This window comes from Enterococcus sp. DIV2379 (assembly GCF_050542965.1).
Lineage (GTDB): Bacteria > Bacillota > Bacilli > Lactobacillales > Enterococcaceae > Enterococcus_D > Enterococcus_D entomosocium.
Genome location: NZ_CP172938.1, coordinates 1647525 through 1671098, shown reverse-complemented (window position 1 = coordinate 1671098; position 23574 = coordinate 1647525). Strand labels below are relative to the sequence as shown.

Here is a 23574-nt window from a genome sequence, read left to right as displayed (position 1 = left end):
CTCCTTCTCTCCATCGTCTTTTAAAAAAATCCACTAAAAAATCAGCGACACGCTTTTTCGAATGCGTCTTTATTTTTAAGAGACTCTCCTTAAAAACAAAATAACAATCGCAGAATTTCATTCTTTGCCTACCATACCAAAATCGGCAATTGGCCAGAAAACAAATTTTACATCCCCCAAAATTGTTGATTCATCGATCAGACCTAATTGACGACTATCTTTGGAAATTCGACGGTTATCCCCTAACACTAAAATTTGACCTTCAGGAATGACTTCAACACCAAATAACCCCATATCAAAATCACTAGTCAACGGAAAGCCATCTGCGACAGCTGCTTTGAATTCATCCAAGTAGGGTTCTTCATATGCTTGTCCATTGATATAAAGGGTGTCGTTTTGATAGGAAACCTGGTCGCCAGGTAATCCGATTACGCGTTTGATATAGTTTTTGCCTGCTTCATCCGGTGCTTCAAACGTTATGATATCGAAACGTTCGATCTCGGTATTTTTCAAAGCAATCACCCGCTCACCATCATGTAATGTGGGGTCCATCGAATCTCCTTTTACGATCACAGGGGTAAAGACATACTGTCTTAATAACAAGAGGAATAAAGTAAAGATCACGACAAATCCTACTGTTTTTAAAAGCTCTTTTACTTGTTGCACGCGTCCCTCACTCCTTGAATGTTTTAACTATATTTTCCAAGAATCGAACAAACATTCTTATTTTTCTATTCTACCATAAAATGAAAGGAGCAGGACATCTCCTCTCTGGTTCTTTATGAAAATTTGGGGAATCATTGGACTTGCGTATGAATTGTCATCTTATCTAATCAGTGCTAGGGTTGAAATAGAACCCATTATTGAAAGGAAGTGCCAAAATGAACCAACAGTTACCACAAGTGCCCACGAAGTTATTGATTGACGGAAAATGGCTTGAAGGAACAAAAGAGTCGGTTTCAGTTACCAATCCTGCCACTAATGAAGAACTGGTAAAAGTCAGCCAAGGAGGCATCGATGAAACAAAGCAAGCGATCGATGCCGCCGCGAAAGCCTTCACAGATTGGTCAAAACGTTCGCCTCGAGAACGAGCCGATTTGATGAACAAGATTGCTGATTTAATGGAACAAGAAAGCGACCGTTTGGCAAAAATTATGAGTATGGAACAAGGAAAACCATTAAAGGAGGCAGCGGCAGAAATCCAATCCAACGTAGACAATTTCCGTTGGAATGCCGCCGAAGCACAACGGGTCTACGGCGAAGTGATTCCAGCTCCTGCACACAATCATTGGCTGGTGCGTAAAGAAGCCATCGGTGTTGTTGGTGCGATCACGCCTTGGAACTTTCCTTCCAATATGATTGCTCGAAAAATCGCTCCTGCCATGGCAGTTGGCTGTACCCTTGTTATGAAACCATCTAAAGAAACACCCCTATCAGCATTGGCTTTAGGTGAACTTTTTCAACAAGCGGGCCTTCCTGACGGAGTCGTCAATATCGTCTTAGGGGATTCTTCTGAAATCGGGAAAGAATTGACTGAGAACAAACAAGTCAAAAAAATCACCTTTACCGGCTCCACGAAAGTTGGGATGAAATTATACGAACAAGCTGCACCAACTCTGAAAAAAGTTTCATTGGAGTTAGGCGGCCATGCCCCGTTTCTTGTTTTTGCTGATGCTGATTTAGATTTAGCTGCTGAAAAATTAATTGCAGCAAAATTCCGCAACAACGGTCAGGTCTGTACATCCCCCAATCGAATTTTTGTCGAAGAATCCATCAAAGAAGCCTTTACTAAAAAGCTATTAGGGCAAATGGAAGCCGTAACTGTTGGTAATGGTTTAGAGAACCCCACCGTTGGTCCTTTGATCAATCAAGCAGGCGTTGAAAAAATCATCGACCAGCTGGAAGATGCGGTAAATAAAGGGGCTAAAGTCTTATTCGGTGGGAAGAAGCTTACTGAAGGTGAATACGAAAAAGGCAACTTCTTTGCACCAACGGTCATCGACGGCATCACTCCTGACATGACTATTTACTATGAAGAAACCTTTGGACCCGTGATTCCATTGATCTCATTTACGGATCGACAAGCAGTCATCGCTGCGGCAAATGATACGGAATTTGGATTAGCCTCTTACTTCTTTTCAACGAATCTGCAAACAATCTCGGATGTAGCCCAAAACCTCCAATATGGGATGGTTGGGGTCAATGACATTGCGATCTCAAACCCGGCGGCTCCCTTCGGCGGCGTCAAAGATTCCGGTTTTGGTCGTGAAAACGGCAAATATGGTCCTGAAGAATACGTGACTGTCAAATTTATCGCCATTGATGCTCAGTAAGAAAAAAAGTCAGGCGCGTTTGCCTGACTTTTTTCTTACAAAGCATTTTGTTTTACTAACATTAAGTAAGAATGTATACTTCATTCTATGACAATAGAAAAGGTGGAATACTATGACAAAATTTCTTGATACGATCAAACAGCGCCGTTCAATCTATGGATTAGGCAAAGATGTTTCACTCTCAGATACAGAAATCGAAGCCATCGTGAAAGAAGCAGTAAAAAACAGTCCAACTGCTTTTAACGCACAATCGCCACGTGCCGTGATTTTATTTGGCGATGCCCACGAAAAATTATGGACGTTAACGGAGGTTGCTTTAGAACCATTGACACCACCGGAGGCGTTTGAAGCAACGAAACAAAAACTTGCTGGCTTTAAAGCAGGTTATGGAACCGTTCTATTCTTTATTCACACAGATACCGTTAAGAACTTGCAAGACCAATTTGCCCTTTATGCAGATAACTTCCCGGTCTGGGCAGAACAATCGAATGGGATTGCCCAAGCGAATGTTTGGGTAGCTTTAGAAGAAGCCGGATTAGGCGCCAACTTACAACATTATAATCCAGTAATTGATGATGCTGTTGTAGCTGAATGGTCAATTCCTGAAAATTGGCAGCTGCGGGCCCAATTAGTTTTTGGTTCAAAACAAAGCGAACCAAATGAAAAAGAATTTTTAAATGATGACGAACGTTTCCGCGTTTTCCATTAAAAACGATTCCCGATTTTTAAACAAAAGACCCTTGATTACGGCCACATAAGGCAGCAATCAAGGGTCTTTTAGTCATTTTTTCCTTGATCATGATCGACCAGAATATCGATCGGTGTTCCTTCATTCAAGTGCTCCGACAAAAATACCACCAATTCAGCTAACGGTTGTTTGAATTTCATTAATGGTCCCCGCATCCCTTTTCGAAAATAGTTCATCTTGATGGGCTGCCCTTCCTTTTCTTGAAATAATACGACCCGATCAATGTCTTGGTACAGTACCCCTTTAATACTCATTGGATGGACAATAATTCGATCTAGGGCTAACCCGCGACTGTCTAGCACAAAGCTTAAAAAGACAAAACCTGAAACGATTCCTCGCACCTGATTATCCAATTGGTCATCCATCATCAACATGGATAGGATAATCATTACTGAAAAGATCGTAATAGCGATTTTGCTTAGTTTGCGCTCAACAGCAATAAAGTGAATCTCTTTGCGTACCACCAATAAATAGAGGTACAAAACGATCGTAAAGGCACACATCAATAGCGTTAACCCACTCATAAAACTCTCCGTTCTGTTTTCTTTTCCCTATTTTACCAAAAAATGATCTGTTACAAAAGGCTTAGCCTATTTCCTAGGTTTTTTGATATCTATTTTCACCAGAATTCGGTACAATAAGAAAAAAAGGAGGAATTATCATGAATGCATTTTTTGATAAATTACAACGCTATGACTTGCTTCGTGCCGTCGTATATATCGTCTTCGGCTTCATTATCTTGATTGCACCACGATCTGTCTTCAACACGATCGTTTATCTCGTTGCCGGATACATCGCATGTCTAGGGATTATCAGCTTGTATACGAGCTACAAAGAAAAACAAAAGGGCTATCGCAATGTGCAGTCGGTCTCTGGTATCTTACTGTTGATTGCTGCAGCTGCGATTTTAGTTTTTGCCAAAGGATTACTTGCCATCGTGCCATTTTTCTTAGGGATCATGATCACCATCAGCGGATGCACCCGCTTAATGGCAAGCTTTAACCAAAAACGCATTGGCTTACCTTACATCACGAGCTTAATCATCAGTCTTTTGATTATTGCTGCTGGACTCGTTCTCGTATTGAATCCATTCGCCACTTGGCTACTGTTCTTCCAAATTTTTGGCGGTATCTTGATTTTCATGGGGGCATCCGACGCTATTAATCATTTTCAACGAAAAAGAGCCTAATAAATGAGAATGTTTTAAAATTTTCTACGAATCTAACATCTACATGTAGACTTTTCCCGCTATTCCTTTTAAAATAGGAGATATCAAACAGTCAGTCCATTGAGAGGCGGGAGGTGCGACATGAAGAAAATTAAGCAAGAAGCAAAACATCCAAATGATGTGCCGGTAATTTTTTTGACCGATGCAACTGGCAAAGTCGTACGAAAAATCTCGATCAATGAGTGGCGTGCGTTAAAAGCGAATCCAGAACAAATCGAAGAACTCGATATCAAATTGTATCGTGAAGCGATCAGTTTCTATCTTCAAGAAGACTATGCGAAAGCAAAAGATCTCTTGCACTTCTTGATCAATAAAACGGACTATAGTCATTACGAATATGTTGAACGATTAGCCAATATCTATCGCATCGAAAATCGTCCTGCTAAAGAAAAAGTCCTATTGCTGACTGCTTATCATGCAATCAAACCGTTAGAATCCTCTGAAGGAATTCTAAGAAGGATCGAAAATCGATTACAAAAAATCGATGCCTTTGATTTTCCAACTTCGACACAATTCAGTCATTAAAAAAGCAGCTATCTTTCGATAGCCGCTTTTTTTATGCTTCTGGCAGTTTACGCAAAAGACGTAACCCGTTAAACAATACGATCAATGTACTGCCTTCATGGGCAAATACCCCCAACCCAATGTTCATCAAGCCGAATAGATTCAAGCCGACTAATAACGCGACGATAAACATGGAGAAAAAAATATTTTGCCAAATGATCCGATCCATCTTCTTCGCTAAGCGATAGGCATATGCAAAACGCGAAAGATCATTCTTCATGATCACTGCGTCTCCTACTTCAATCGCAACATCTGACCCTTCCCCCATCGCAAAGCCGATGTCTGCTTGAACAAGTGCAGGGGCATCATTGATACCATCACCCACCATGGCGGTTTGTCCGTATGCTTCTTGGAGTGCTCGTACCGCTTCCGCTTTGTTCTCAGGCAAAACATTGGCAGCCACTTGGTCAACCTTTAAGCGCTGACCGATTGCTTCACCAGCAGAAGCACTGTCTCCGGTGATCATAACAGTATGGATACCTTCATTTTTCAAATAATGAATCACAGAAGCTGCCTGTTCGTTCGGCTCATCCATCAATGCGATGATCGCCGTAACCTCTTCGTTGATGGAAAACACGACCATTGTTTTTCCTTGCGCTTCCAATTGACGGTACTGTTGCTCCATCAAACCTGTTAACTGGTTGTTTTCGGTTCTTTTTCCTAATCGATAGGTTTTGGTTCCTGAGACGGCACCTAAACCGGAACCAATCTCGTTTGTGACAGTCAACTGTTCGATTTCTCGTATTTTCTCTGTCTTCTCGAAATAAGTAACGATCGCATCTGCTAATGGGTGGTTGGCTTGCTTTTCCATCGAAACGATGACCGCTGCTGCCTCTGCTCGATCGATCGTATCAGCGAAAACGGCTTCCGTGACTGTAGGTTTTCCGACGGTCAAAGTTCCCGTTTTGTCAAAAGCTACCGCTTTGATCTGAGCGAAATTGGTCAAGTAATTGCTCCCTTTAAAAAGAATCCCTTTTTTCGCTAGATTCGAGATCGCCGACAAACTAGCAGGGACGGCGCTTGCCGCTAAAGCACAAGGAGAAGCCGCAATCATCATTACGATCCCACGATAAAAACTTGTATACCAATCCCAACCAAAGAGAAACGGTGCAGTCAAAATGAACAAAGGGACTGCAACGAAAACAACTGTTACATAGATTGGTTCGATTTTTTTGATTCGTGTTTCGGTCGGTGATTGATTTGATTGCGCCGCTTCCACCACTGAAAGAATTTTTGCGAAGACTGTTTCAGAGCTGTCTTTCGTGACTTCCATCAAAAATGTGCCGTTTCCATTAATCGTACTCCCATAGACTTCGTCTCCTGTAGTCTTTTCTCGAGGAATACTTTCCCCATTGATCGAAGCTTCATTGATGGCACTCGTTCCAGAAAGGATTACGCCATCTGTTGCTAACTGATCACCAGGTAGCACTTGCAAAATATCTCCTTTTTTTATCTCAGAAGCGGCAATTTTTTTGGTTTTCCCATCCGGACCCATCAAACGGGCTTCCGTGGGATTCAATTTGAGAAGATTGGTGATTTCTCTTCGACTTTGTCCCTCGGCGTATTCTTCTAAGAAGTGAGCGCCTGCAAAAATCAAAATCAACAAAGCTGCTTCATTAAAATTTCCTATGACCATGGAACCAATCGCTGCCAACAACATCAAAAGATGTACATTCGGTGTGAATCGCCGATTGGCTCTGGTACTCTTTATGGTATCCTCGATTCCTTCCCACGAAATGTGATAACCTGCTAATAAAACCGCAGCAAAATAAAACCCATCTTTCACCCATTGGTTCGGAACAAAAAGTGCCAGTATAAAGAGCAGTAAGCCTACAAAATAAATGTTACGTGGGAGAGTCCCATGATCGTGAGTATGAGAATGCCCCTCCGTTTTTGTGTGATCATGTTGACAAGTATGTTCAGCCATCATTAAAACCTCCTCTAGTCCATCTGTCATATGAACGATCAATCATATTTATAGACTTATTATATATGAATAAACAATCATATGTCAACCGAAAGAAGTTTTTCTTGTGAAATGTAAGCGTTTTGGGTTTTGTGATTCCTTATGGCATGCTAGAATAAACTTAGGAGAGAAAGGAGTGTTGGTTATGAGAACATTTACTGGCGGTATTTCACTAAGTCCCCCATTAAAAATGTTAAAAGAAAAATTAATGATCGAACAAGATGAAATTCTTACCTTTTCACCCACGATGGTCTTTATCCCTTTAGCACAACATATTGGTGCTCCGGTGGAACCGATTGTTTCCGTTGGTGATTACGTCAAGCAAGGGCAAGTGATCGCTGAGTCTGATGCGTTTGTATCTGCCAAAATTCATGCATCTGTTTCGGGTAAAATCGTCGACATGGTCGATTGGCCGAATCAAAACAATGAAGAAGGAAAAACCATCATCATTGAAAATGATTATGCTTATCAAAATGATTTTTTGTCAGCCCCCTTCGACTGGCAATCTGCTGCTAACGAAACCATCCTCAACAAAATCCGTCAAGGCGGCGTCGCCGGCAAAGGCGGTGCAACGTTTCCCACCCATGTCAAATTCAGTATTGATGAAACCAAAAAAATCCATACTTTGATCTTAAATGGTTCTGAATGTGAACCGTTCTTACGCAGTGATGCTTTCTTAATGCAAAAAGAAGCCCAGAAAATCATTCACGGTGCAAAGATTGCCCAAAAGTTACTGGATGGTCCAAAAATCATAATAGGCATCGAAGATGACAAACCAAGAGCCATTTCAGCCATGCAAGCCGCAAGTGCAGAGGATGACACGATAGAAGTCGTTACTGTCCCAACTGTTTATCCAACCGGTGGTGAAAAGCAGTTAGTAGAGTTATTGACCGATCAAGAGGTGCCGTTAGGTGGTTTGACTGCCGATATCGGTATCGTCTTGATCAATGTTGCCACCAGCTTTGCCATCGCCGAAGCGGTCTGTTATGACAAACCGTTGATTGAACGCTATACAACCGTTACCGGCGATGTTCAAAATCCCTGCATCGTCAAAAATCCGTTAGGAACACTCGCAGGAGAATTGATCGACTTTGCCGGCGGATTTCAAGGAGCCCCCAGCAAATTGATTCTTGGTGGACCAATGATGGGAAAATCCGTCAAAACCTTGAAAGTTCCGGTCACCAAAGGCAGCAATGGCATCGTTGTTTTTAATGAAGAAACCGATTGGCTCTATGCCGAAAACCCCTGTATTCGCTGCAACAAATGTGTCGAAGCTTGTCCAATGCGCCTCATGCCAATGGAGATCGATCAGTTTTATCGAGCGGGGGATTATCAAAAGTGTGAAGAATTATTGGCAGAAGCATGTATCAATTGTGGTGCCTGTACCTTCGTCTGCCCAGCTAAACGTTCCTTAGCTGCCAATATCACTGCCGCAAAAGGCAAAGTTGCCCAGTTGCAAAAGGAGGCGAAGGAAAGTGCCTGATTATTACAAGGATTCCGATAGCGAACGTCTCTTTCAGCAAAGGAAAAATCAAGAAACACCCCCAAGCCCCCATATTCGCAGCAATGACGAGACCATTAAAATCATGGGGTGTGTGGTATTAGCCTTGCTGCCAGCAGTTTTATTCTCTGGCTACCTTTTTGGATTGAAAGTTTATGGCTTGTTTTTCATTGCACTAGCCACGGCGTTTGCTGCCGACGGACTTTGGTCCTATCTTGTCAAACGGCCGTTTCGCTTCGATTTAAGCATCGTCGTGACGGCCTTGCTTTTAACGATGAACCTCCCACCAACCGCACCTTGGTATTTTCCCGTGATTGGGGTGGCGTTTGCCGTAATCATCGTCAAAGAATTTTTTGGCGGTATTGGTTATAATTTTCTAAATCCAGCCCTCGGCGGTCGAGCCCTGTTGATTGGCTTGTTTTATAACCAAATGTTTCTAATCAGTTGGCCTGATCCACCTTTTGGCAGCATCGCACCTGATGTCGTTTCGCAGGCTACAGCGAACGATGTTGTTTCTGGTGCCACACCATTAGCTGTCATGAAAGCAGGAGAAACGTTGAGTGGCTCTGAACTAGTGGATGCCTTTTTAGGATTTACCGGAGGACGAATCGGTGAAACCAGTGCCTTACTTTTACTGTTGGGTGGGATTTTTCTCGTTTACAAGAAAATCATCTCCCCTCGTATCCCACTGATTATCTTTGCGACGATCGGGCTCTTTGCTTTTATCCTTGGTCCAGAAGGACTTTTTACTGGCAGTTGGCAAACGGTCATCGGTCATATCATCAGTGGTGGTGCCATGTTGGGTGCGATTTATATGGCGACTGATTATTCTTCGACACCAGGAACAAAAGCAGGAGAAAATCTTTTTGCCTTAGGCGTTGGCCTCCTCGTTGTGCTCTTCCGTTTCTTTGGTTTTACAAATGAAGGCATGAGCTATGCCATCTTGATCATGAATTGTTTCACCCCACTTATTGATCGCTTCTTACGCCTTCGCATATTAGGGGAAGGAAAAAAGACCCCGTTCAACCTTAAAATCATGAGCTAAATCGTAAAAAAGGAGGGTTCCTTATGATGATCGCCAATCGGCTAGTGGTCTTTCTAGTCATTCTACTCACAAATTACGCCTGTCAAAATTTGGCACCGACCGTCAAAGAGAAAAAACCGAACGTGACGACACGGGTGGTTTTCCTCTCAGGGATCATTGCGGTCGCTTACTTGTTCAGTGGGTTAAGCTTTTATCTTTTACTTCAAAATCGTTTCGTCTATGGCAATCAAGTGGTCACCAACTTGGTAAGTGCTGCCATCATCGCCTTGATTGCGGGGGGCTTGTGTTTACTGATCGTTCCTGCAAAAAAACGTTTCTTGACGACTGATCTAAAAAAAACGCTCCTAGTCAATGTTCTATTGCTGACGATCGCCACCGTGACCCAATTTCCCTATACCGATTATTTAACCAATTTATTTGTTGCTGTAGGCATGTATTTCCTCTTTTCTTGTGCTTTGTCAGGGGTTCATACACGGAATCAAATTGCCACGATTCCGCCAATTCTAAAAGGTTTACCGCTGGATATCGTAACACTTTTTCTATTCTATCTAAGCTTTTCCTTTCTCAATGGTGTCTTCTTCAATTATTTATTCTAAACAAAAAGCAAGTCCCGCTTTGGCAGCGGAACTTGCTTATTTTTTGCGGAATAACTCTCTGAAGGAACCGATCAAAAAACCAGTCGAAAAAGCATTTTGTGCTTTTTGCTCTTTTTCAGCAGCGATTTTTTGTCGGGTTCGCAGCCCCTTATTGGCATTTTTGGACTTCTTCCCTTCACGGAGTTCTTTCGAAGCCTTTTGAAACTCATTTGAGAAACGATTATACCCAACCATGTCGTTTCCCTCCTTTCTTTGTGCTTGACCTATAATAACGAGGATTTATTATAGGAATTGCCTTTCTGATGCAAATCAGGTAACATAACAGACAGAAAGATGATTTATCCCAGGTTTATCAGAAAGGAAGATCCCATGAACGAAACCCACACTGGATTGTTAGTCAATAGCCGCGTTTTTCAAGAAACGCCAATGATGCTGACAGGTATCCAACTTTTAGAAGACCACAAAATCGTAAATTGCATTATTAAGGATCGCTACTTAGCCAGCTATGTCTTACGCCTTCCATTAAATAAATACCAATTAGAAGTTGAAGGAAAATGGAACAAGCGGGAACAGTTAGTGATCAAACATATGAAGATCAAGAATATCGATGAATTTATTAAAATCGTCGGTACGCCAGAATAACAGGACTCACGAAAAGCAAGTGCAGACAACTGCCCTTGCTTTTTTTCTGAAAAAATCCAGCTGATTTTTCCCGCGTGTTCCTCCGATGTTTATCGCGACATTCTGGTAAACCGATCGATCAAGGCTTTTTGCTCCTCTTTGATACCGATCGCCAACGGTTTGATCATTAATTTGACAGTGGACGAAGGTGTCTGAATCTGAACTTTTTTATTTACCACACCGCCTAGTTGTAATTTTGTGATCTCATGGATCATAATTGTCTGCATCCCTTTTTCATGAAATTGCAGATCTAACTGAATCAAGTGGATTTTTTCTTCGTCAACCACCACGATAAAATACTTTGGTGTTGGCAGGGCAATCATTTTGGCTTCCTCGGCATAACCAGCCAGTTTTCCATGGAACTTCGCACGGTAGCTTTCTAAATCATCTTTTTTCACGATCCATTTCATCAAAAGCCACATCCTTCCTTAGATACCTTAAGGATACCTGCAGAAAACGCTTTTGCACAACAATATGCCTGCTTGTTTCCTCACATAGCCCCATTCAACACGTTTGATCATCAAAGACTTTTCCTCTAGACATAGACGTTTTTGTCACCACGACTGCTGAGTCAAGCAAAAAGACAGCGAGGCGCTTAGTGCCCTTCGCTGTCTTTATTTGGATAGTAGTGTTGGAAAAGTCGCAGAAAAATCGGTGCCAGCATCAAATAAAAGATGCCATTCCCCGCTGCATGCAACGCATCAAAGCTCACTCCTTGAAAATAGTAAGCCCCAAAGCTAGGAAACCCATAAAGCTTGACACTGATCCAAGATATCACAAAGCCATACGCAAAACCTGCAAATACACTATAAATGACTTGTAAATACAACTTTTTCATAAACAGTTTGCTTTTTGATAATAGATACATTCCAAAAATTACGACGGCATAGCTAATCAATTGGGCAATCGTCCATACCCCCATTCCCATGTAAAAATTGGTAATCAGCATCGAGAGCAGACAAACGATCAATCCACGACTAAGACCTAAATGGATGGTTACTAATAAAAAGATCACCGTCATTGGTTGAACATTGGGTAAAGGTTGAAAAAGTGTCCTGCCGACGACGGCTGCTGCTACAAGCAACCCTAAATAAGCAATTTCTTTTCCAGCAAATACAAGTGGTTTATTCGAATTTTTCATAGGTGAAAACCACTTTATCGTTGTTTCCTAAAAAGGTATCATCTGCCCCAGTCGTAATCATTTCATCATTGATCGTATATGTCCAATAATAGCCAGCTTTTTCATCTTGGGCTAAACCGTCGATGCTGGTGATCATCCCTTGATTTTCTTCCAAGTCAAAGTTCTCTTTCATGATAGTCATCAAAGAAACCCCTTCTTTAAAAGTGACCGTTTTGGTTTCGATCTCCTGGTCTTGCTCTTCACTTTTATTATTGAAGCTGATTTGGGCAGTGCGCTCTTCGGCATTTTGTTGGACTGACGAAGAGTCACTAGAGGAGTTACCCGCATCCATCGATGGTTTGGCACATCCGGCAAAAACCAGACTTAGTAAAAAAATATAACTAAAAATTACTGTTTTCTTCATAATAATGGCTCCTTTGATTTTTTTTACAACACCTTATTGTACTAAAAATAAATAAAAAAGGCGAAATTTTTTTGTTCCCCTCTATAGAAAGCATTGTAAATCCATGTGACTATGGGTATACTAGCTTCAATCATTCGTAAGAAGAAATGAAGGAGTGTTGGAAAGATGGATAGAAAAAAAGCGTCCTGTACCACTTTACTAGTAGGAAAAAAAGCATCGATTGACGGCTCGACCATGATTGCCCGTAATGAAGATTCAGGGAGCGGTTCGGAACCGCAAAAATTCGTCGTCATCACTCCAGAACAGCAAGGAAATGAATTTTACGCCGTTTTAAGCGGCTGTCGAATCCGTTTACCTAAGGATCCCTTACGTTATACTTCGACACCTGAAGCAGATGAATCCCAAGGAGTCTGGGCAGCTTCAGGAATCAATGAAGTAAATATCGCCATGACTGCGACAGAAACGATTACGACCAATTCACGCGTTTTGGCCATTAATCCATATGTGGAAGATGGTATCGGGGAAGCTGATTTCGTCAGCATTGTACTGCCTTACATTCATTCCGCTAAAGAAGGTGTTCTTCGCCTAGGGGAACTCTTAGAAACCTATGGGACCTACGAAGCCAACGGGATCGCGTTTTCTGATGCCGAGGAAATTTGGTATATGGAAACCATCGGTGGACATCACTGGGCAGCTGTTCGCATACCAGATGATGCCTATGTCGTGGCACCCAATCGCTTAAACATTGATCACTTCGATTTCGCCTCAGAAATGACGTTGTGTTCGCATGATCTCGAACAGTTGATTGAAGACTATCAATTAAATCCTGATTTTGAAGGCATTAATCTACGCCATATTTTTGGCAGCTCCTCAGAAAAAGATACCCGTTACAACAACCCGCGGGCATGGTACATTCAAAAACACTTTAGCGGAACAGTTGCTGAACCGATCGATCAAGAGCTCCCGTTTGTATGCTACCCAAAACAAAAGCTATCCGTGGAAGATGTAAAATGGGCATTGAGCTCCCACTTCCAAAATACGCCTTTTGACCCTTACGGTACAGGGACCGAGACACAAAAAACACAATTTCGATCGATTGCTCTCAATCGCAACCAGCAAGTCCATATTTTGCAGATCCGCAACCACGTGCCTGCAGCAATCGCTGGCATTCATTGGCTCGCCTTTGGCCCCAATACCTTCAACGGCGTTGTGCCCTTTTATGCAGCTATCACTAAGACCCCACTTGGCTATTGTGATACGACAAAGACCTACGATCCAACAAATAGCTATTGGTTAGGACGCACCTTGGCGTTGATTGGGGACAGCGACTACGATCGCTATAGTGATCTTGCCAACCGTTTTGAAATGGAAACGATGGCGGCTTGTCGCCGCATCCAACAAGAAACTGATCGTAAAGCTTCCGCTGAAAAGGAGCCTACTCGTCTGCTTGAAGAAGCCAACGCTGAGATGGCCGAACTGTATTTAAAAAATGCAACAACGTTACTAGGAAAAATGGTGGAGTCTGGCAGTAATAAAATGGCCTTGCGTTTTTCTTTAGCCGATTAGTCAATCGTTGAAAATAAAAGGATTAACAAAAACTTTACATGGAATTGCAGCAATCTAAACATTGCTCTCCTATACTAAAGATACCAATTCGTTTTCTTTTTCCTTGCTGGTACAAATCAAGCAATTGATTTGTACTGGTCCCCCTATTGAAGACCAGTTGGGAAAAAACGTTGGGAGGAATGAGCATGACTGCAAGTATTTATCGGACTGTCACCAACGAAATTGTTAAAGGTGAAATCATCAAGAGCCAGAGTCAGCAAGATATGCTGATCATTCAAGACAAAAAAGGCTATTTCCATGTCGTTGAACCAATCCCCGCTACTACTACATCAACTCCCCACAGGACGAAAGACTAAAAAATCCACTGGCGATCAGAAAGAATACAGGATCTTTCTGATTGCTCAGTGGGTTCTTTTTTGTTATGTCAAACTCAATGTGAATCGGTTCAATCCATCAATGAGTTTTTCTCGCGAACAGCCAACGTTTAGGCGTAAAAAATTTCTCCCTTCATTCCCATAGATTTCCCCTGACATAATCGCGACTTTTCCCTTACGAATCATTCGTTGCTGCAATTCCACCATCGTTAAATCCAGTGCTGTACAATCAATCCACATAAGATACGTGGCTTCGCTTTTCGTGACCACGAGTTCTGGATGATATTCCTGTAAATAAGCAATCACATAAGCAATGTTATCATCCAGATAGTCATTGAGCTGATCCACCCACTTACTTTCATTATCGTAGGCAGCAATCGTTGCGGTCATGCCAAAAATACTGGTGGAGCTCAACCCATCGGCTTCTTTCAACTGAGTTAAGAAGCGATCACGCAACTTGGAATCAGGAATAATTCCATAAGAATAAATCAACCCTGGGAAATTAAACGTTTTGCTTCCCGAAGTAACAAGGGCTACATTTTTTTGCAACAATTCAATGATTGGTTGATGCCTTTGTCCTTTTCTTACAATATCCATATGAATCTCATCAGAGATGATAAATACATCATGGATTCTCGCCAATTCGATCATTCGTTGCAACTCATCTTTTTGCCAGACTCTCCCAGTTGGGTTATGAGGACTACATAAGAGAAGAACTTTGTTTTCAGGCTGTGCCATCAATTGGGTTAAGTCTTCAAAATCCATGCAATAAGAACCGGCATCATAGATGAGAGCATTGGACACAACTTCCCGTCTATTTTCCCTGATCATTTTGTAAAACGCATCATACGCTGGCGTCTGAATAATGATCCCATCTCCTGGATTGCTGAGTAAGGTGACGAGTAGTTTGATGCTATACATGACGGAAGGACTGTAGACCAGCCAATCGCTGTCGATCCTACTTTTAAAGCGTTCAGAATACCATTTGCAGACCGCTTGCTTGAATTCATTATGATTCCAACGTGTATACCCAAATACCGGGTGCTGCATCCGCTTGATAAGTGCCGCTTCAACTGCAGCTGGCACCTTGAAATCCGTATCGGAAATCGTAAATGGCAACAAGTTTTTTTCACCAAAACGGTCTTCCACATAATCCCACTGGGTACAATGGGTTCCTTTACGATTGATTGGCTCATCAAAAAACATTTTCTTCACTCCTACTACTTGACAATTTTGCTAAAGAATCGCATCAAGTTGATTTCTGACTGTTGTTACTTTCGTTCCAATGATTACTTGAACGTTCGTATCATCTAAGTGAACGACCCCAAGCGCACCTAGTTTTTTTAGCCGTTCATCATCAACCAATGTACCATCGTTTAGAACGAGGCGTAGCCGTGTAATGCAATTGTCTAAAGAATCAATATTGCTTGCTCCCCCTAAAGCTGCCAAAATACCATGGGCATCGTAGCCACTCTTTCCAGAATAGGTCATTTCCTCTTCCAACTCATTCGTTTGATCGTTGTTCTCTTCTCTACCAGGTGTCTTCAAGTTCTTGCGAAGGCTCACTGTTTTAAAAACAAAGTAATACAGGGCAAACCAGCAAGCTCCTACGATCAGAACGAGCCACCATTTTGTATATGCGCCTTGCATCACGCCAAAGATAAGAAAATCAAGCACGCCCCCATCGGTATTTCCAATCGTGACACCCAATAGACTCATTACCATAAATCCAGCACCTGTCATGATGACATGAAAAATCCATAATAAAGGGCTGATGAATAAGAATAAAAATTCGATTGGTTCAGTAATTCCTGTCACAAAAGTTGCAATGACGCCTGAAATCAACAAGCCTTTTATCTTTGAACGATTCTCAGGTTTTGCTGTCTGGTACATAGCTAATGCTGCTGCCGGTAAGCCAAACATAAAGGTTGGCATTTTCCCTTGAGACAAGAACGCCGTTGCACTTGGTGAGATGCTTAAACCGTTTTGTAATTCCGCATAAAAATATTTAACGCCCCAAAGACTTGCTGACCATCGATCAGCTGACTTCCCCCTGCTTCGGTAAAGCGAATCATGGAAACCAAAATATGGTGTAACCCAAATGGCAGTAATAAGCGCTCACCTGAACCAAATAAGAACGGACCGAAAGGACCAGCTTGTTGGATCAAATGTCCGATTCCTGTGATGATCATAGCAAACAATGGCCAAATCATCGGAATGATCACCCCGACCACAGCTAAAGTAAGCGAGGTGATGATTGGAACAAACCGGGCTCCTGAAAAGAAGGCAAAACTATCTGGCAATTGAAAATGGTAGAAGCGCGTATGCAATTTATAAACGATCAATCCTGCGATAATACCACCTAGAACACCCATTGATAATGTTTGAATGCCAAAAACGATCTCTTGTCCTGCTTCTCGAAGTTGATCTGCAGTAGCTAATTGATTCGTTTCTTGTAAATAAAAATTGATGGATAAATGCATCACGACATAGCCCACAAAGCCTGAAAATGCCGCAACTCCCTTCTCTTTTCGTGCTAGACCTAAAGGAATCGCCATCGCAAACATGACGGGTAAGTAACTAAAGGCAAAGCCACCGATCGTTGACATGAAACGAAAAACCACTTGAAGCCAAGAGGCACCTAAAAATGGGAAAACGTCGATCGTTGAAGAAGATGAAAATGAACTACCAATCCCTAAAAATAAACCCATGAATGCGAGTAAAGCGACTGGCAACATAAATGTTTTCCCAAGTCCTTGAAAAATTTCCATCCAGCTTGCTTTCTTTCCTTTTTGCATATCATTTCCTCCTAACACTTTTATCTCTTAAAATGTAAACGATATCAAGAAGGCTTACAATACAGTTACCAAAACAAGAATGACCATTCACAAAATGGAATGGTCATTCAGGATCAAGTCCTGGTTCGATTTGATTGGCGTATTGAATAATTAAAATATCCAGTAACGCTGCTAAAGAGATCCGTGGGCTCAAATCGACTTCATGATGATAAATCGTTGTCATTTCAACAGAAAAAGAGAAGGTGGCAAGCTTTTCCAACGTGCTTGTTGATTGACCAATACAGGCTAAAATCGGCACACCTCTTTGTTTCAACCGGTTAGCATAATTTAGCATCCCGATTGTTTCCCCACTATGACTAATAAAAATAGCCATATCTTTTTTTGATAGTTGATTAGCGATGGTTGTCAATTCATCCCAATCCGTTGAAGCGCCAACCGTTTTTCCTAAGAACCGCAACTTTCGACTCGCAGATAATGCAACCGGCGCACTTTGCCCTAAAGCAAAAAATTCGATTCGTTGTGCTTGCTGCAACATTTCCACGGCACGCTGAAAGTCAGCCTCTTCAATCATTGATAAGGATGTCGTCAGCTGGTCAATCATTTGCTTGATCAGTGGGGATAAGCCAAGAGAAGCTTGAGTAGATGATTTTCTTTCAAGAGTTTGATAATTCTTCAGTGAAAATTTGAATTCTTGAAAACCGGTAAAGCCAAGCTTTTTTGCCATTCTGCTGATCGTCGCTTGACTGGTGTACGTTTGGGAAGCTAACTCATCGGCCGTCATTTCTGAAACTTTCTCGGGCGCCCTTAAACAATAGTTAAGGACCGTTCTTTCTACTCGGTTCAGCTCTGGAATTTTGTATTGGATTCGTTTATATAAATGATTCATCACCTGCTTCTCCTCCCTACTATTGCTTCATTCTTCCGTCTCCACTATGCTTCATTTACTCATTATACCTTCCCTCAACAAAAGTACAAACTGATGATGAATGGCTTGAAATAAAAAAAAGGACTCACCCTTTGAGGAGTGAGCCATCTTTGTTATTTTCTTTGCATCGGTCATCTGTAGACAGTCACTTCAGTAAACTCTTGCCCGTTGCCGTAATCATTTTCTTTCGTTTGACGCTTTACATCAATTCGTTGTTTGCAACTGGCAAGTCCATTTTCGACATAGTTCACTGTATTTGCAACGATCCTTATTATAGTTGCTAGACCTTTCATCAAGGGATCATTTGATTCCATCCTCTATTCCCCCATTTCTATCACGCTTAAGCCGCTACTGGCTTTTTCTTATAACAAGTATAAAAGAAGTACCTTAAACGAAACTAAAAGAGAAGAACTTCGACAAAAAGAAAAGCAGACTAGTTTCTCTTTTTGGTAAAATATGGTAAATGTAATAGGAAAGGATGATCAGTCTCATGATAAAAACTTTAGTGGTAGCCAGCCATCCGGATTTCCACAATTCGCTTTCCCAACGATTCTTTAGTGAAAGTGCCAAGCTTCCTAACGTCACCATGCATTTCCTTGATGATCTTTCTGATTTTTCTCTCGCCAATGAACGGATGCTGTTGCAAACATGCGATCGTTTGATTCTACAATTCCCCATATATTGGTACAGCGTTCCAGCAAAAATGAAAGCTTGGATCGATACGGTTTGGGAAAAATGTGCCCCTGCATTGGTGGGCAAGGAAATTAGTTTCGCCGTTTCTACCGGCGTTGCCGCCAAAGAATTTCAGCTAGGCGGCCGAGAAAATACGACCTTCAATGAAATTTTGCACCCACTGGTACTCATGGCAAAAAAACACCAAATGACGGTACTCCCCATCGTTGTCCTCGATCAACTGATGTATAAATCAGAACAAGAGAAACGAGCCTTTGTCATTGCCTATCAGCAACTGTTATCAATGCCGGCTCCCTTTACATTTGATCAAAAGCAACAATGGTTTAGCGAAAAGCTGGCGCGTTTGGTTTCTGAAAAACCGCAGCTTGCTCCTTTGCTATCCCTGTTGCAGGAAAACCATGAAACATTGACCGAATTAGAAGACGCTTTAACTGAATTGGAGGTGCTGTGATGGATCACGAATGGCTGAAGCCACTGATAGAGCAGTCAATAAAAGAAACAGCTGACTATCACGAAAAAGCATTTTTGCAAGAACTAGAGAAGTTGCTTCATCAGCAAGAAATTCGAATCGAATTGAAACAAGGAGAACTTGACGGAAAATTGTGGAATCCTAGTGAATGGTAAAATCTGCACTTGTATCCAAGAAAAAACTTTGGTCCACCTAGCTATAAAACATGCTGGGTGGGCCAAAGTTTTTTTGAATCGTTTCTTTTGCTTGTTAACTAGGATTCGCACATACTCTTTGTAGCAGCGATATAGGCTGCTTGCAAACGTTTCGTGATCGAACCCAATGTACCATCGCCAACTGATTTCCCATCTACTTTGACGATAGGCACAATTTCCCAGACAGAATTGGTCAAAAAACATTCTTGCGCGTTGTTTAGTACCTCAACAGGGACAGGTTCTTCTCGATAAGGAATTTCTAATTGCTGACACAACTGTAGCACCTTCATTTTCGTGATACCTGGTAATACCAAGCGTCCATCCGGATGTGTATAGACGATACCATCAATGACAAACCAGAGATTTGATGCCGAAGCTTCCGTGAAACATCCATCTCGTTGCAAGAGTGCATCATCGAACCCCGCTTCGATCGCTTGATCTAGCGCTAACAGATTTCCTAACAAGCTCAATGATTTGATATCACAATGCAACCAACGCTCATCTGGAAGAACGGTCGCAGTTAGCCCTGCATGCTGCATTTCCAGAGGTCGTTCAAAGGGGATCACATTTGCGGTCACGACTCCTTTGACTGCTCCAGCAGACGGAAACTCGTGATTGCGGGGAGAGGCGATTCCTCTGGTGATTTGAAGATAGATCTCTCCTTCTGTGATTCCTTCGGTTTTAACCAGTAACTTAAGGTTTTCAGTTAATTGGGGAATTGTATAAGGCAACGTCAGTTTAATTTTTTGCGCGCTACTTTCTAAGCGAGTCATATGCTCCCCTAACATAAAGCAGCGACCATTATAGATTCGAATCACTTCATAGATTCCGTCACCATACTGATAACCGCGATCTTCAATGTCAATTTTCACAGCTTCTCGATCAACGATTTGATCGTTCCATAAAACCTTCATTTCCTCACTCCTATCGTCCTTCTCGTTTCAATAAGTATAGCATTTGTCTTTAGGCCTTGCTACGTAGTGCTTAAAAACAAAAAAACCTGCTGATGGAGACCGCTCCAACAGCAAGGTAGAACATTTTCGTTATAATGAATCTTTATCAATTACAGATCGTTCTAATTTTCGTTCTTGAAAAAAACGCAACAATGTACCAGACATTGCCATCACGATCGAATACACTGGCAGTGCCACAATCATGCCTACAAATCCAAGCAAGTTGCCGGCAATCAATAATAAGAAAACCGCAATGATTGGATGGATATGCAATACTTTTTTCATCACTAATGGTGAAACAAGATATGATTCACCTAACTGAATGATCGTGATTCCGACAATCAGAAAAATAGCTGTTCGAATGTCTTGACTTAACGCAAATAAAAAGGCTGGTGCTGCTCCGATAAAGGGGCCGAAATAAGGAATAATGTCCAGAACGCCGCAAATTAATCCTAATAGTAAGGCATTTTGTAAGCCTAGCAAAGAAAAAATGAAATAGCTTGAAACCGCAACATAAGAACAAACCAGCAATTTCCCACCGATGTACGCTGACGCTGCTTGATGAAAATCACTACAAAGTTGTCGCATTAAGCCTTGATAGTTTTTCGGTGTCTTACTTGCCAAAAAATCAGGAACTTTCTCACCGTCTTTAAACATATACACTAATAACAGTGGGATCGTAAACAAGACGATCGCTGAATGAGAAACGATGGAGATCAAACTCGTCAGACTATTGGTTGCCCCGGTAATAAACTGTAAGGCAAAGTTGCTAGCTTGGGAAATATCAATCGAATCAATAAAAGGACCAAATAATTCTTCTAAATAAGAATGATCTATAGTATCGATCACCAAATTGATGATGATGGGAATTTGATTGATAAAACGCCCCATCTCATAGGCTAATGCTGGTCCAATCACCTGAACGATCAAATACGCTGCAAAAACGATCAGCAGCAATGTCGAATATAGCGCAATGCTTTTCTTTTTCGTTCTTTTTTTCACCCAATTAAAGAAAGGTAAAAAGATGTAAAAAATAAAAATCGAAATCAATACTGGTAAAAAGACACTAGAAAAAATGGCTTCCAGTGGTCGAAAGACAAACAGTATATTTGAATAGATCCAGACCGCGATCCCTAAGAGACAGACGATCACTAGACCTGCAAAAATTTTTGATTTTTTAAGAAACTCCAATAATAAATCCTCCTGATTCTAGAAAGTAATTCAACTTCTTTCAGTTTAGCATAATTTTAAAAACGAAGGATGATTTCAAGAAGAATTTTTCAAAAATCCATGTTTTTCATAGCAAACTTTCAATTAATTTAATTTTTTTCATCTCTATATCTCGAATCTAATCAATTTTGATGAGCTGAAAACGGCAACGGAATATGCAACCGTCTGACAAAGTAGACTGCTGAAGCAAACTGGAGCAACCCTAGCAAAAAGAAAATCACATGCAAGACATTCCATTCTCGTAATAAGATGACCTGCACGATGATCCAGACAACTAAACTCATGCCTAAAAGCATTACCCCGTGGTACCCTTTGTTAAGCCGCAAGAGGAAAACAACAATCAGATTACCCAAACCTAAGATAGCGAACAAAAACAAGCCGGGAATTAAGAAGGTCGTGAAGGGTGTTCCTTGCAGCATGGCCGCTTCCAAACCAGCAAATGTCTCCCCTTTGCTTAACGGCTCAATGCTTTTAAACGCCAATAGACTTCCTCCACAAGCGCCAACACCAATAAAGAGACACAAAAAAAGTAACGCAAAGCGCATCTTCATTTTTCTCCACTCCTTCTTCAAACCCAACGCAACTAAAAAAATATTCTCAGTGACACATCGATTTTCTTATTCCTTATTCGCTTTTTGCTGAATAGATAAATGCGGCAATTTGCTGCTCTTCCACAGAGGAAAAGCCACACGCCTCATAAAAATGACGCGTTTTTTCTGTGTTGTCCGTAATCAAAACCTTTTGCCGTATTGATGGATGATTCGCCAGCATTTTTTTGAGTAATCGCTGACCAATTTTTTGACCTTGGAACTCGGATGCTACTAATAGATCTTGAATATAAAGAATGGTTTGTCCATCGGTTATGCAACGGATAAGCCCCACTAGCTGCTCTTCAACATAGGCCGTGATCACCTCTGAGTGGGCTAACGCATTTAAAAGACGCTCGGGATCTTTAGTATAGGCGCTCCAGCCAACTCCCTCATACAAAGCGAGTACTTGATTTGAATCAGATGGTAATTGGTCTTTAAAGACGATCTTCATACTTTTCCTCCTTGTAATAACTTAGCGACAGGGTGGAACAATAGAAATAGAGTTGACAGCTCTTTTCCAAACAAACTCTTGTTATCAAGCCGTAATGCATTGCTTGACTAAAGAGTATCCTGAGGAAAAGCGGCTGTCAACTCTAATTACGAAATACTTGAAGAACAAAATTGAACTGGTTCTGTTTCTAAGCCAGGACGTTAATCAATCAACAACTCATTTTTTAAACGTTGGCTCGTCGTCTGTTGCTCTTCAGGCGTTACTTCTTGATAGGAAATTCCATATTCTCCTCTGAAGCCATCGCCGGTGAACCCACTGCCAGCCATTTGGTAAGACTCGACAGTCCCTAATGCTGATTGATATTGGATAAATAATTGACTCATTTGCGAAAAAGTTAGATCGGTTTCACCATTTTCTCCAATGATCGTTAGCAGATCCTGAATCCGCATCACGCTGGAAAGTGAAACTAACTCTTTTGCCAGAATCTCAGTCACTTCTCTCTGACGGCGCTGACGGCCATAGTCACCTTCTGGATCATCCTTTCGCATACGAGTATACTGAAGCGCCTCCCAGCCATCTAAATCGAGGACCCCCTCTGGGTAATCGATTTTCTCAGCAGTAAAAGCAAATTCATTTTCAACCGTGATGCCACCAATTGCATCAACAAGATCTGCCATCCCATCCATGTTTAAGGAGAAATAATGATGGATCGGTATATCAAGATATTGTTCGACGGTTTCAATCATCATTTTTGCTCCACCAAAAGAATGGGCATGATTGATTTTATCATGGTACCCTTGTCCCACGATTTCCACATAAGCATCTCTAGGAATACTCGTGAGGGTGGTTTTTCTTGTGGCAGGGTTCAACGTTGCTACCATGATGGTGTTGGCGCGAAAATCGGTTTTGCGACGAGAGTCATTGGCGATCCCTAACAAAAGAAGGCTTAGAGGCTCGGCATTTTCGATGACTTCCGCCTCTTCTCGTCCTTCGATTGGACGATGGATCGAGTGGGCAACATCCTCTACTTGAAAATACACCTTAACCGCATAGACAGTTCCTGCTGAGATAATTCCGGTCAGCAATACCAGGAAAATGATTATTAGTTTTTTTGCTGTACTCAAT

General features: G+C 41.6%; 27 protein-coding genes and 1 pseudogene. 12 read left to right on the top strand and 16 right to left on the bottom strand.

What is annotated here, in order from left to right; translation table 11 throughout:
* Positions 1-117: 117 nt before the first annotated feature.
* Positions 118-666, bottom strand: a complete 549-nt coding sequence (gene lepB, locus IGI92_RS07725; protein WP_142424844.1) for a signal peptidase I — start codon at positions 664-666, stop codon at positions 118-120.
* A 215-nt stretch (positions 667-881) separates the two neighbouring features.
* Between lepB and IGI92_RS07720 the strand changes: the two genes are divergently transcribed.
* Positions 882-2333, top strand: coding sequence for an NAD-dependent succinate-semialdehyde dehydrogenase (locus IGI92_RS07720; RefSeq protein ID WP_430608412.1), 1452 nt, complete (start codon positions 882-884; stop codon positions 2331-2333).
* A 112-nt stretch (positions 2334-2445) separates the two neighbouring features.
* Positions 2446-3042 carry a nitroreductase family protein gene (locus tag IGI92_RS07715; RefSeq protein ID WP_008381927.1) on the top strand — a complete coding sequence of 199 codons (597 nt, stop codon included), beginning with the start codon at positions 2446-2448 and terminating at the stop codon, positions 3040-3042.
* A 68-nt stretch (positions 3043-3110) separates the two neighbouring features.
* Here IGI92_RS07715 and IGI92_RS07710 read toward each other — a convergent pair whose 3' ends face one another.
* The gene (locus tag IGI92_RS07710) at positions 3111-3605 is read right to left on the bottom strand and encodes a hypothetical protein (protein ID WP_005236128.1); all 495 of its coding nucleotides are present in this window, start codon (positions 3603-3605) and stop codon (positions 3111-3113) included.
* Positions 3606-3742: 137 nt separating this feature from the next.
* On the opposite strand from IGI92_RS07710, the gene IGI92_RS07705 reads away from it, so the two are divergent.
* Complete coding sequence (locus IGI92_RS07705) at positions 3743-4270, top strand: HdeD family acid-resistance protein (RefSeq protein WP_008381929.1); 528 nt, start codon at positions 3743-3745, stop codon at positions 4268-4270.
* 120 nt (positions 4271-4390) lie between these two features.
* Complete coding sequence (locus tag IGI92_RS07700; protein ID WP_008381931.1) at positions 4391-4834, top strand: hypothetical protein; 444 nt, start codon at positions 4391-4393, stop codon at positions 4832-4834.
* Between the two features lie 31 nt (positions 4835-4865).
* On the opposite strand, the gene IGI92_RS07695 is transcribed toward IGI92_RS07700, so the two are convergent.
* On the bottom strand, positions 4866-6800 hold the full coding sequence (locus IGI92_RS07695) for a heavy metal translocating P-type ATPase (protein ID WP_430608411.1): 1935 nt from the start codon (positions 6798-6800) through the stop codon (positions 4866-4868).
* Between the two features lie 184 nt (positions 6801-6984).
* On the opposite strand from IGI92_RS07695, the gene rsxC reads away from it, so the two are divergent.
* Genes rsxC through IGI92_RS07680 form a run of 3 tightly spaced genes read left to right on the top strand, consistent with a single transcriptional unit; the run spans position 6985 to position 9981 of the window.
* Positions 6985-8322: an electron transport complex subunit RsxC gene (gene rsxC, locus IGI92_RS07690; RefSeq protein WP_042890379.1), complete on the top strand. Its 1338-nt coding sequence runs from the start codon at positions 6985-6987 to the stop codon at positions 8320-8322.
* A complete protein-coding gene (locus IGI92_RS07685) occupies positions 8315-9385 on the top strand; it encodes an RnfABCDGE type electron transport complex subunit D (RefSeq protein WP_005236139.1) in 1071 nt (356 codons plus the stop codon). Before rsxC ends, IGI92_RS07685 begins: the two co-directional genes overlap by 8 nt.
* 23 nt (positions 9386-9408) lie before the next feature.
* Complete coding sequence (locus tag IGI92_RS07680) at positions 9409-9981, top strand: hypothetical protein (RefSeq protein ID WP_008381938.1); 573 nt, start codon at positions 9409-9411, stop codon at positions 9979-9981.
* Positions 9982-10017: 36 nt separating this feature from the next.
* Here the strand turns inward: IGI92_RS07680 and IGI92_RS07675 are convergent, their stop codons facing one another.
* On the bottom strand, positions 10018-10215 hold the full coding sequence (locus IGI92_RS07675; protein WP_005236143.1) for a hypothetical protein: 198 nt from the start codon (positions 10213-10215) through the stop codon (positions 10018-10020).
* Between the two features lie 135 nt (positions 10216-10350).
* Between IGI92_RS07675 and IGI92_RS07670 the strand changes: the two genes are divergently transcribed.
* Positions 10351-10623: a hypothetical protein gene (locus IGI92_RS07670; protein WP_005226206.1), complete on the top strand. Its 273-nt coding sequence runs from the start codon at positions 10351-10353 to the stop codon at positions 10621-10623.
* Between the two features lie 89 nt (positions 10624-10712).
* Here the strand turns inward: IGI92_RS07670 and IGI92_RS07665 are convergent, their stop codons facing one another.
* The 3 genes from IGI92_RS07665 to IGI92_RS07655 form a co-directional block, all read right to left on the bottom strand.
* Positions 10713-11084, bottom strand: a complete 372-nt coding sequence (locus IGI92_RS07665; RefSeq protein WP_005236147.1) for a hypothetical protein — start codon at positions 11082-11084, stop codon at positions 10713-10715.
* A 173-nt stretch (positions 11085-11257) separates the two neighbouring features.
* Positions 11258-11803: a hypothetical protein gene (locus IGI92_RS07660; RefSeq protein WP_005236149.1), complete on the bottom strand. Its 546-nt coding sequence runs from the start codon at positions 11801-11803 to the stop codon at positions 11258-11260.
* On the bottom strand, positions 11787-12206 hold the full coding sequence (locus tag IGI92_RS07655; protein WP_016612115.1) for a DUF4430 domain-containing protein: 420 nt from the start codon (positions 12204-12206) through the stop codon (positions 11787-11789). Before IGI92_RS07655 ends, IGI92_RS07660 begins: the two co-directional genes overlap by 17 nt.
* A 165-nt stretch (positions 12207-12371) precedes the next feature.
* Between IGI92_RS07655 and IGI92_RS07650 the strand changes: the two genes are divergently transcribed.
* Positions 12372-13772: a C69 family dipeptidase gene (locus IGI92_RS07650; RefSeq protein WP_430608409.1), complete on the top strand. Its 1401-nt coding sequence runs from the start codon at positions 12372-12374 to the stop codon at positions 13770-13772.
* A 185-nt stretch (positions 13773-13957) separates the two neighbouring features.
* Entirely contained in the window at positions 13958-14128 is a 171-nt protein-coding gene (locus IGI92_RS07645) for a hypothetical protein (protein WP_005236154.1), read from the top strand.
* 63 nt (positions 14129-14191) lie between these two features.
* On the opposite strand, the gene IGI92_RS07640 is transcribed toward IGI92_RS07645, so the two are convergent.
* The 4 genes and pseudogenes from IGI92_RS07640 to IGI92_RS07625 all read right to left on the bottom strand — a co-directional run bounded on the left by IGI92_RS07640 (position 14192) and on the right by IGI92_RS07625 (position 18183).
* Positions 14192-15352: a MalY/PatB family protein gene (locus IGI92_RS07640; RefSeq protein WP_087664168.1), complete on the bottom strand. Its 1161-nt coding sequence runs from the start codon at positions 15350-15352 to the stop codon at positions 14192-14194.
* 30 nt (positions 15353-15382) lie between these two features.
* Positions 15383-16944, bottom strand: a pseudogene (gene malX / locus IGI92_RS07635) (maltose/glucose-specific PTS transporter subunit IIBC).
* A 103-nt stretch (positions 16945-17047) separates the two neighbouring features.
* Positions 17048-17830: a MurR/RpiR family transcriptional regulator gene (locus IGI92_RS07630; protein WP_005236161.1), complete on the bottom strand. Its 783-nt coding sequence runs from the start codon at positions 17828-17830 to the stop codon at positions 17048-17050.
* 170 nt (positions 17831-18000) lie between these two features.
* The gene (locus tag IGI92_RS07625; protein WP_430608408.1) at positions 18001-18183 is read right to left on the bottom strand and encodes a hypothetical protein; all 183 of its coding nucleotides are present in this window, start codon (positions 18181-18183) and stop codon (positions 18001-18003) included.
* Positions 18184-18347: 164 nt separating this feature from the next.
* Between IGI92_RS07625 and IGI92_RS07620 the strand changes: the two genes are divergently transcribed.
* Both IGI92_RS07620 and IGI92_RS07615 read left to right on the top strand, forming a co-directional pair.
* Entirely contained in the window at positions 18348-19013 is a 666-nt protein-coding gene (locus IGI92_RS07620) for an NAD(P)H-dependent oxidoreductase (RefSeq protein ID WP_315042116.1), read from the top strand.
* Positions 19013-19186 carry a hypothetical protein gene (locus IGI92_RS07615; RefSeq protein WP_005236169.1) on the top strand — a complete coding sequence of 58 codons (174 nt, stop codon included), beginning with the start codon at positions 19013-19015 and terminating at the stop codon, positions 19184-19186. The genes IGI92_RS07620 and IGI92_RS07615 overlap by 1 nt, the downstream gene beginning before the upstream one ends.
* 98 nt (positions 19187-19284) lie before the next feature.
* Here the strand turns inward: IGI92_RS07615 and dat are convergent, their stop codons facing one another.
* From dat to IGI92_RS07590, 5 genes are all read right to left on the bottom strand, one after another.
* Positions 19285-20139 carry a D-amino-acid transaminase gene (dat, locus tag IGI92_RS07610; protein WP_142424832.1) on the bottom strand — a complete coding sequence of 285 codons (855 nt, stop codon included), beginning with the start codon at positions 20137-20139 and terminating at the stop codon, positions 19285-19287.
* 129 nt (positions 20140-20268) lie between these two features.
* The gene (locus tag IGI92_RS07605) at positions 20269-21369 is read right to left on the bottom strand and encodes an AI-2E family transporter (protein WP_008381956.1); all 1101 of its coding nucleotides are present in this window, start codon (positions 21367-21369) and stop codon (positions 20269-20271) included.
* 161 nt (positions 21370-21530) lie between these two features.
* On the bottom strand, positions 21531-21959 hold the full coding sequence (locus IGI92_RS07600) for a hypothetical protein (RefSeq protein ID WP_244733605.1): 429 nt from the start codon (positions 21957-21959) through the stop codon (positions 21531-21533).
* 73 nt (positions 21960-22032) lie between these two features.
* Positions 22033-22449, bottom strand: a complete 417-nt coding sequence (locus IGI92_RS07595; RefSeq protein ID WP_061054078.1) for a GNAT family N-acetyltransferase — start codon at positions 22447-22449, stop codon at positions 22033-22035.
* 200 nt (positions 22450-22649) lie between these two features.
* Positions 22650-23573: an LCP family protein gene (locus tag IGI92_RS07590; protein ID WP_430608406.1), complete on the bottom strand. Its 924-nt coding sequence runs from the start codon at positions 23571-23573 to the stop codon at positions 22650-22652.
* Between the last annotated feature and the right edge of the window lies 1 nt (position 23574).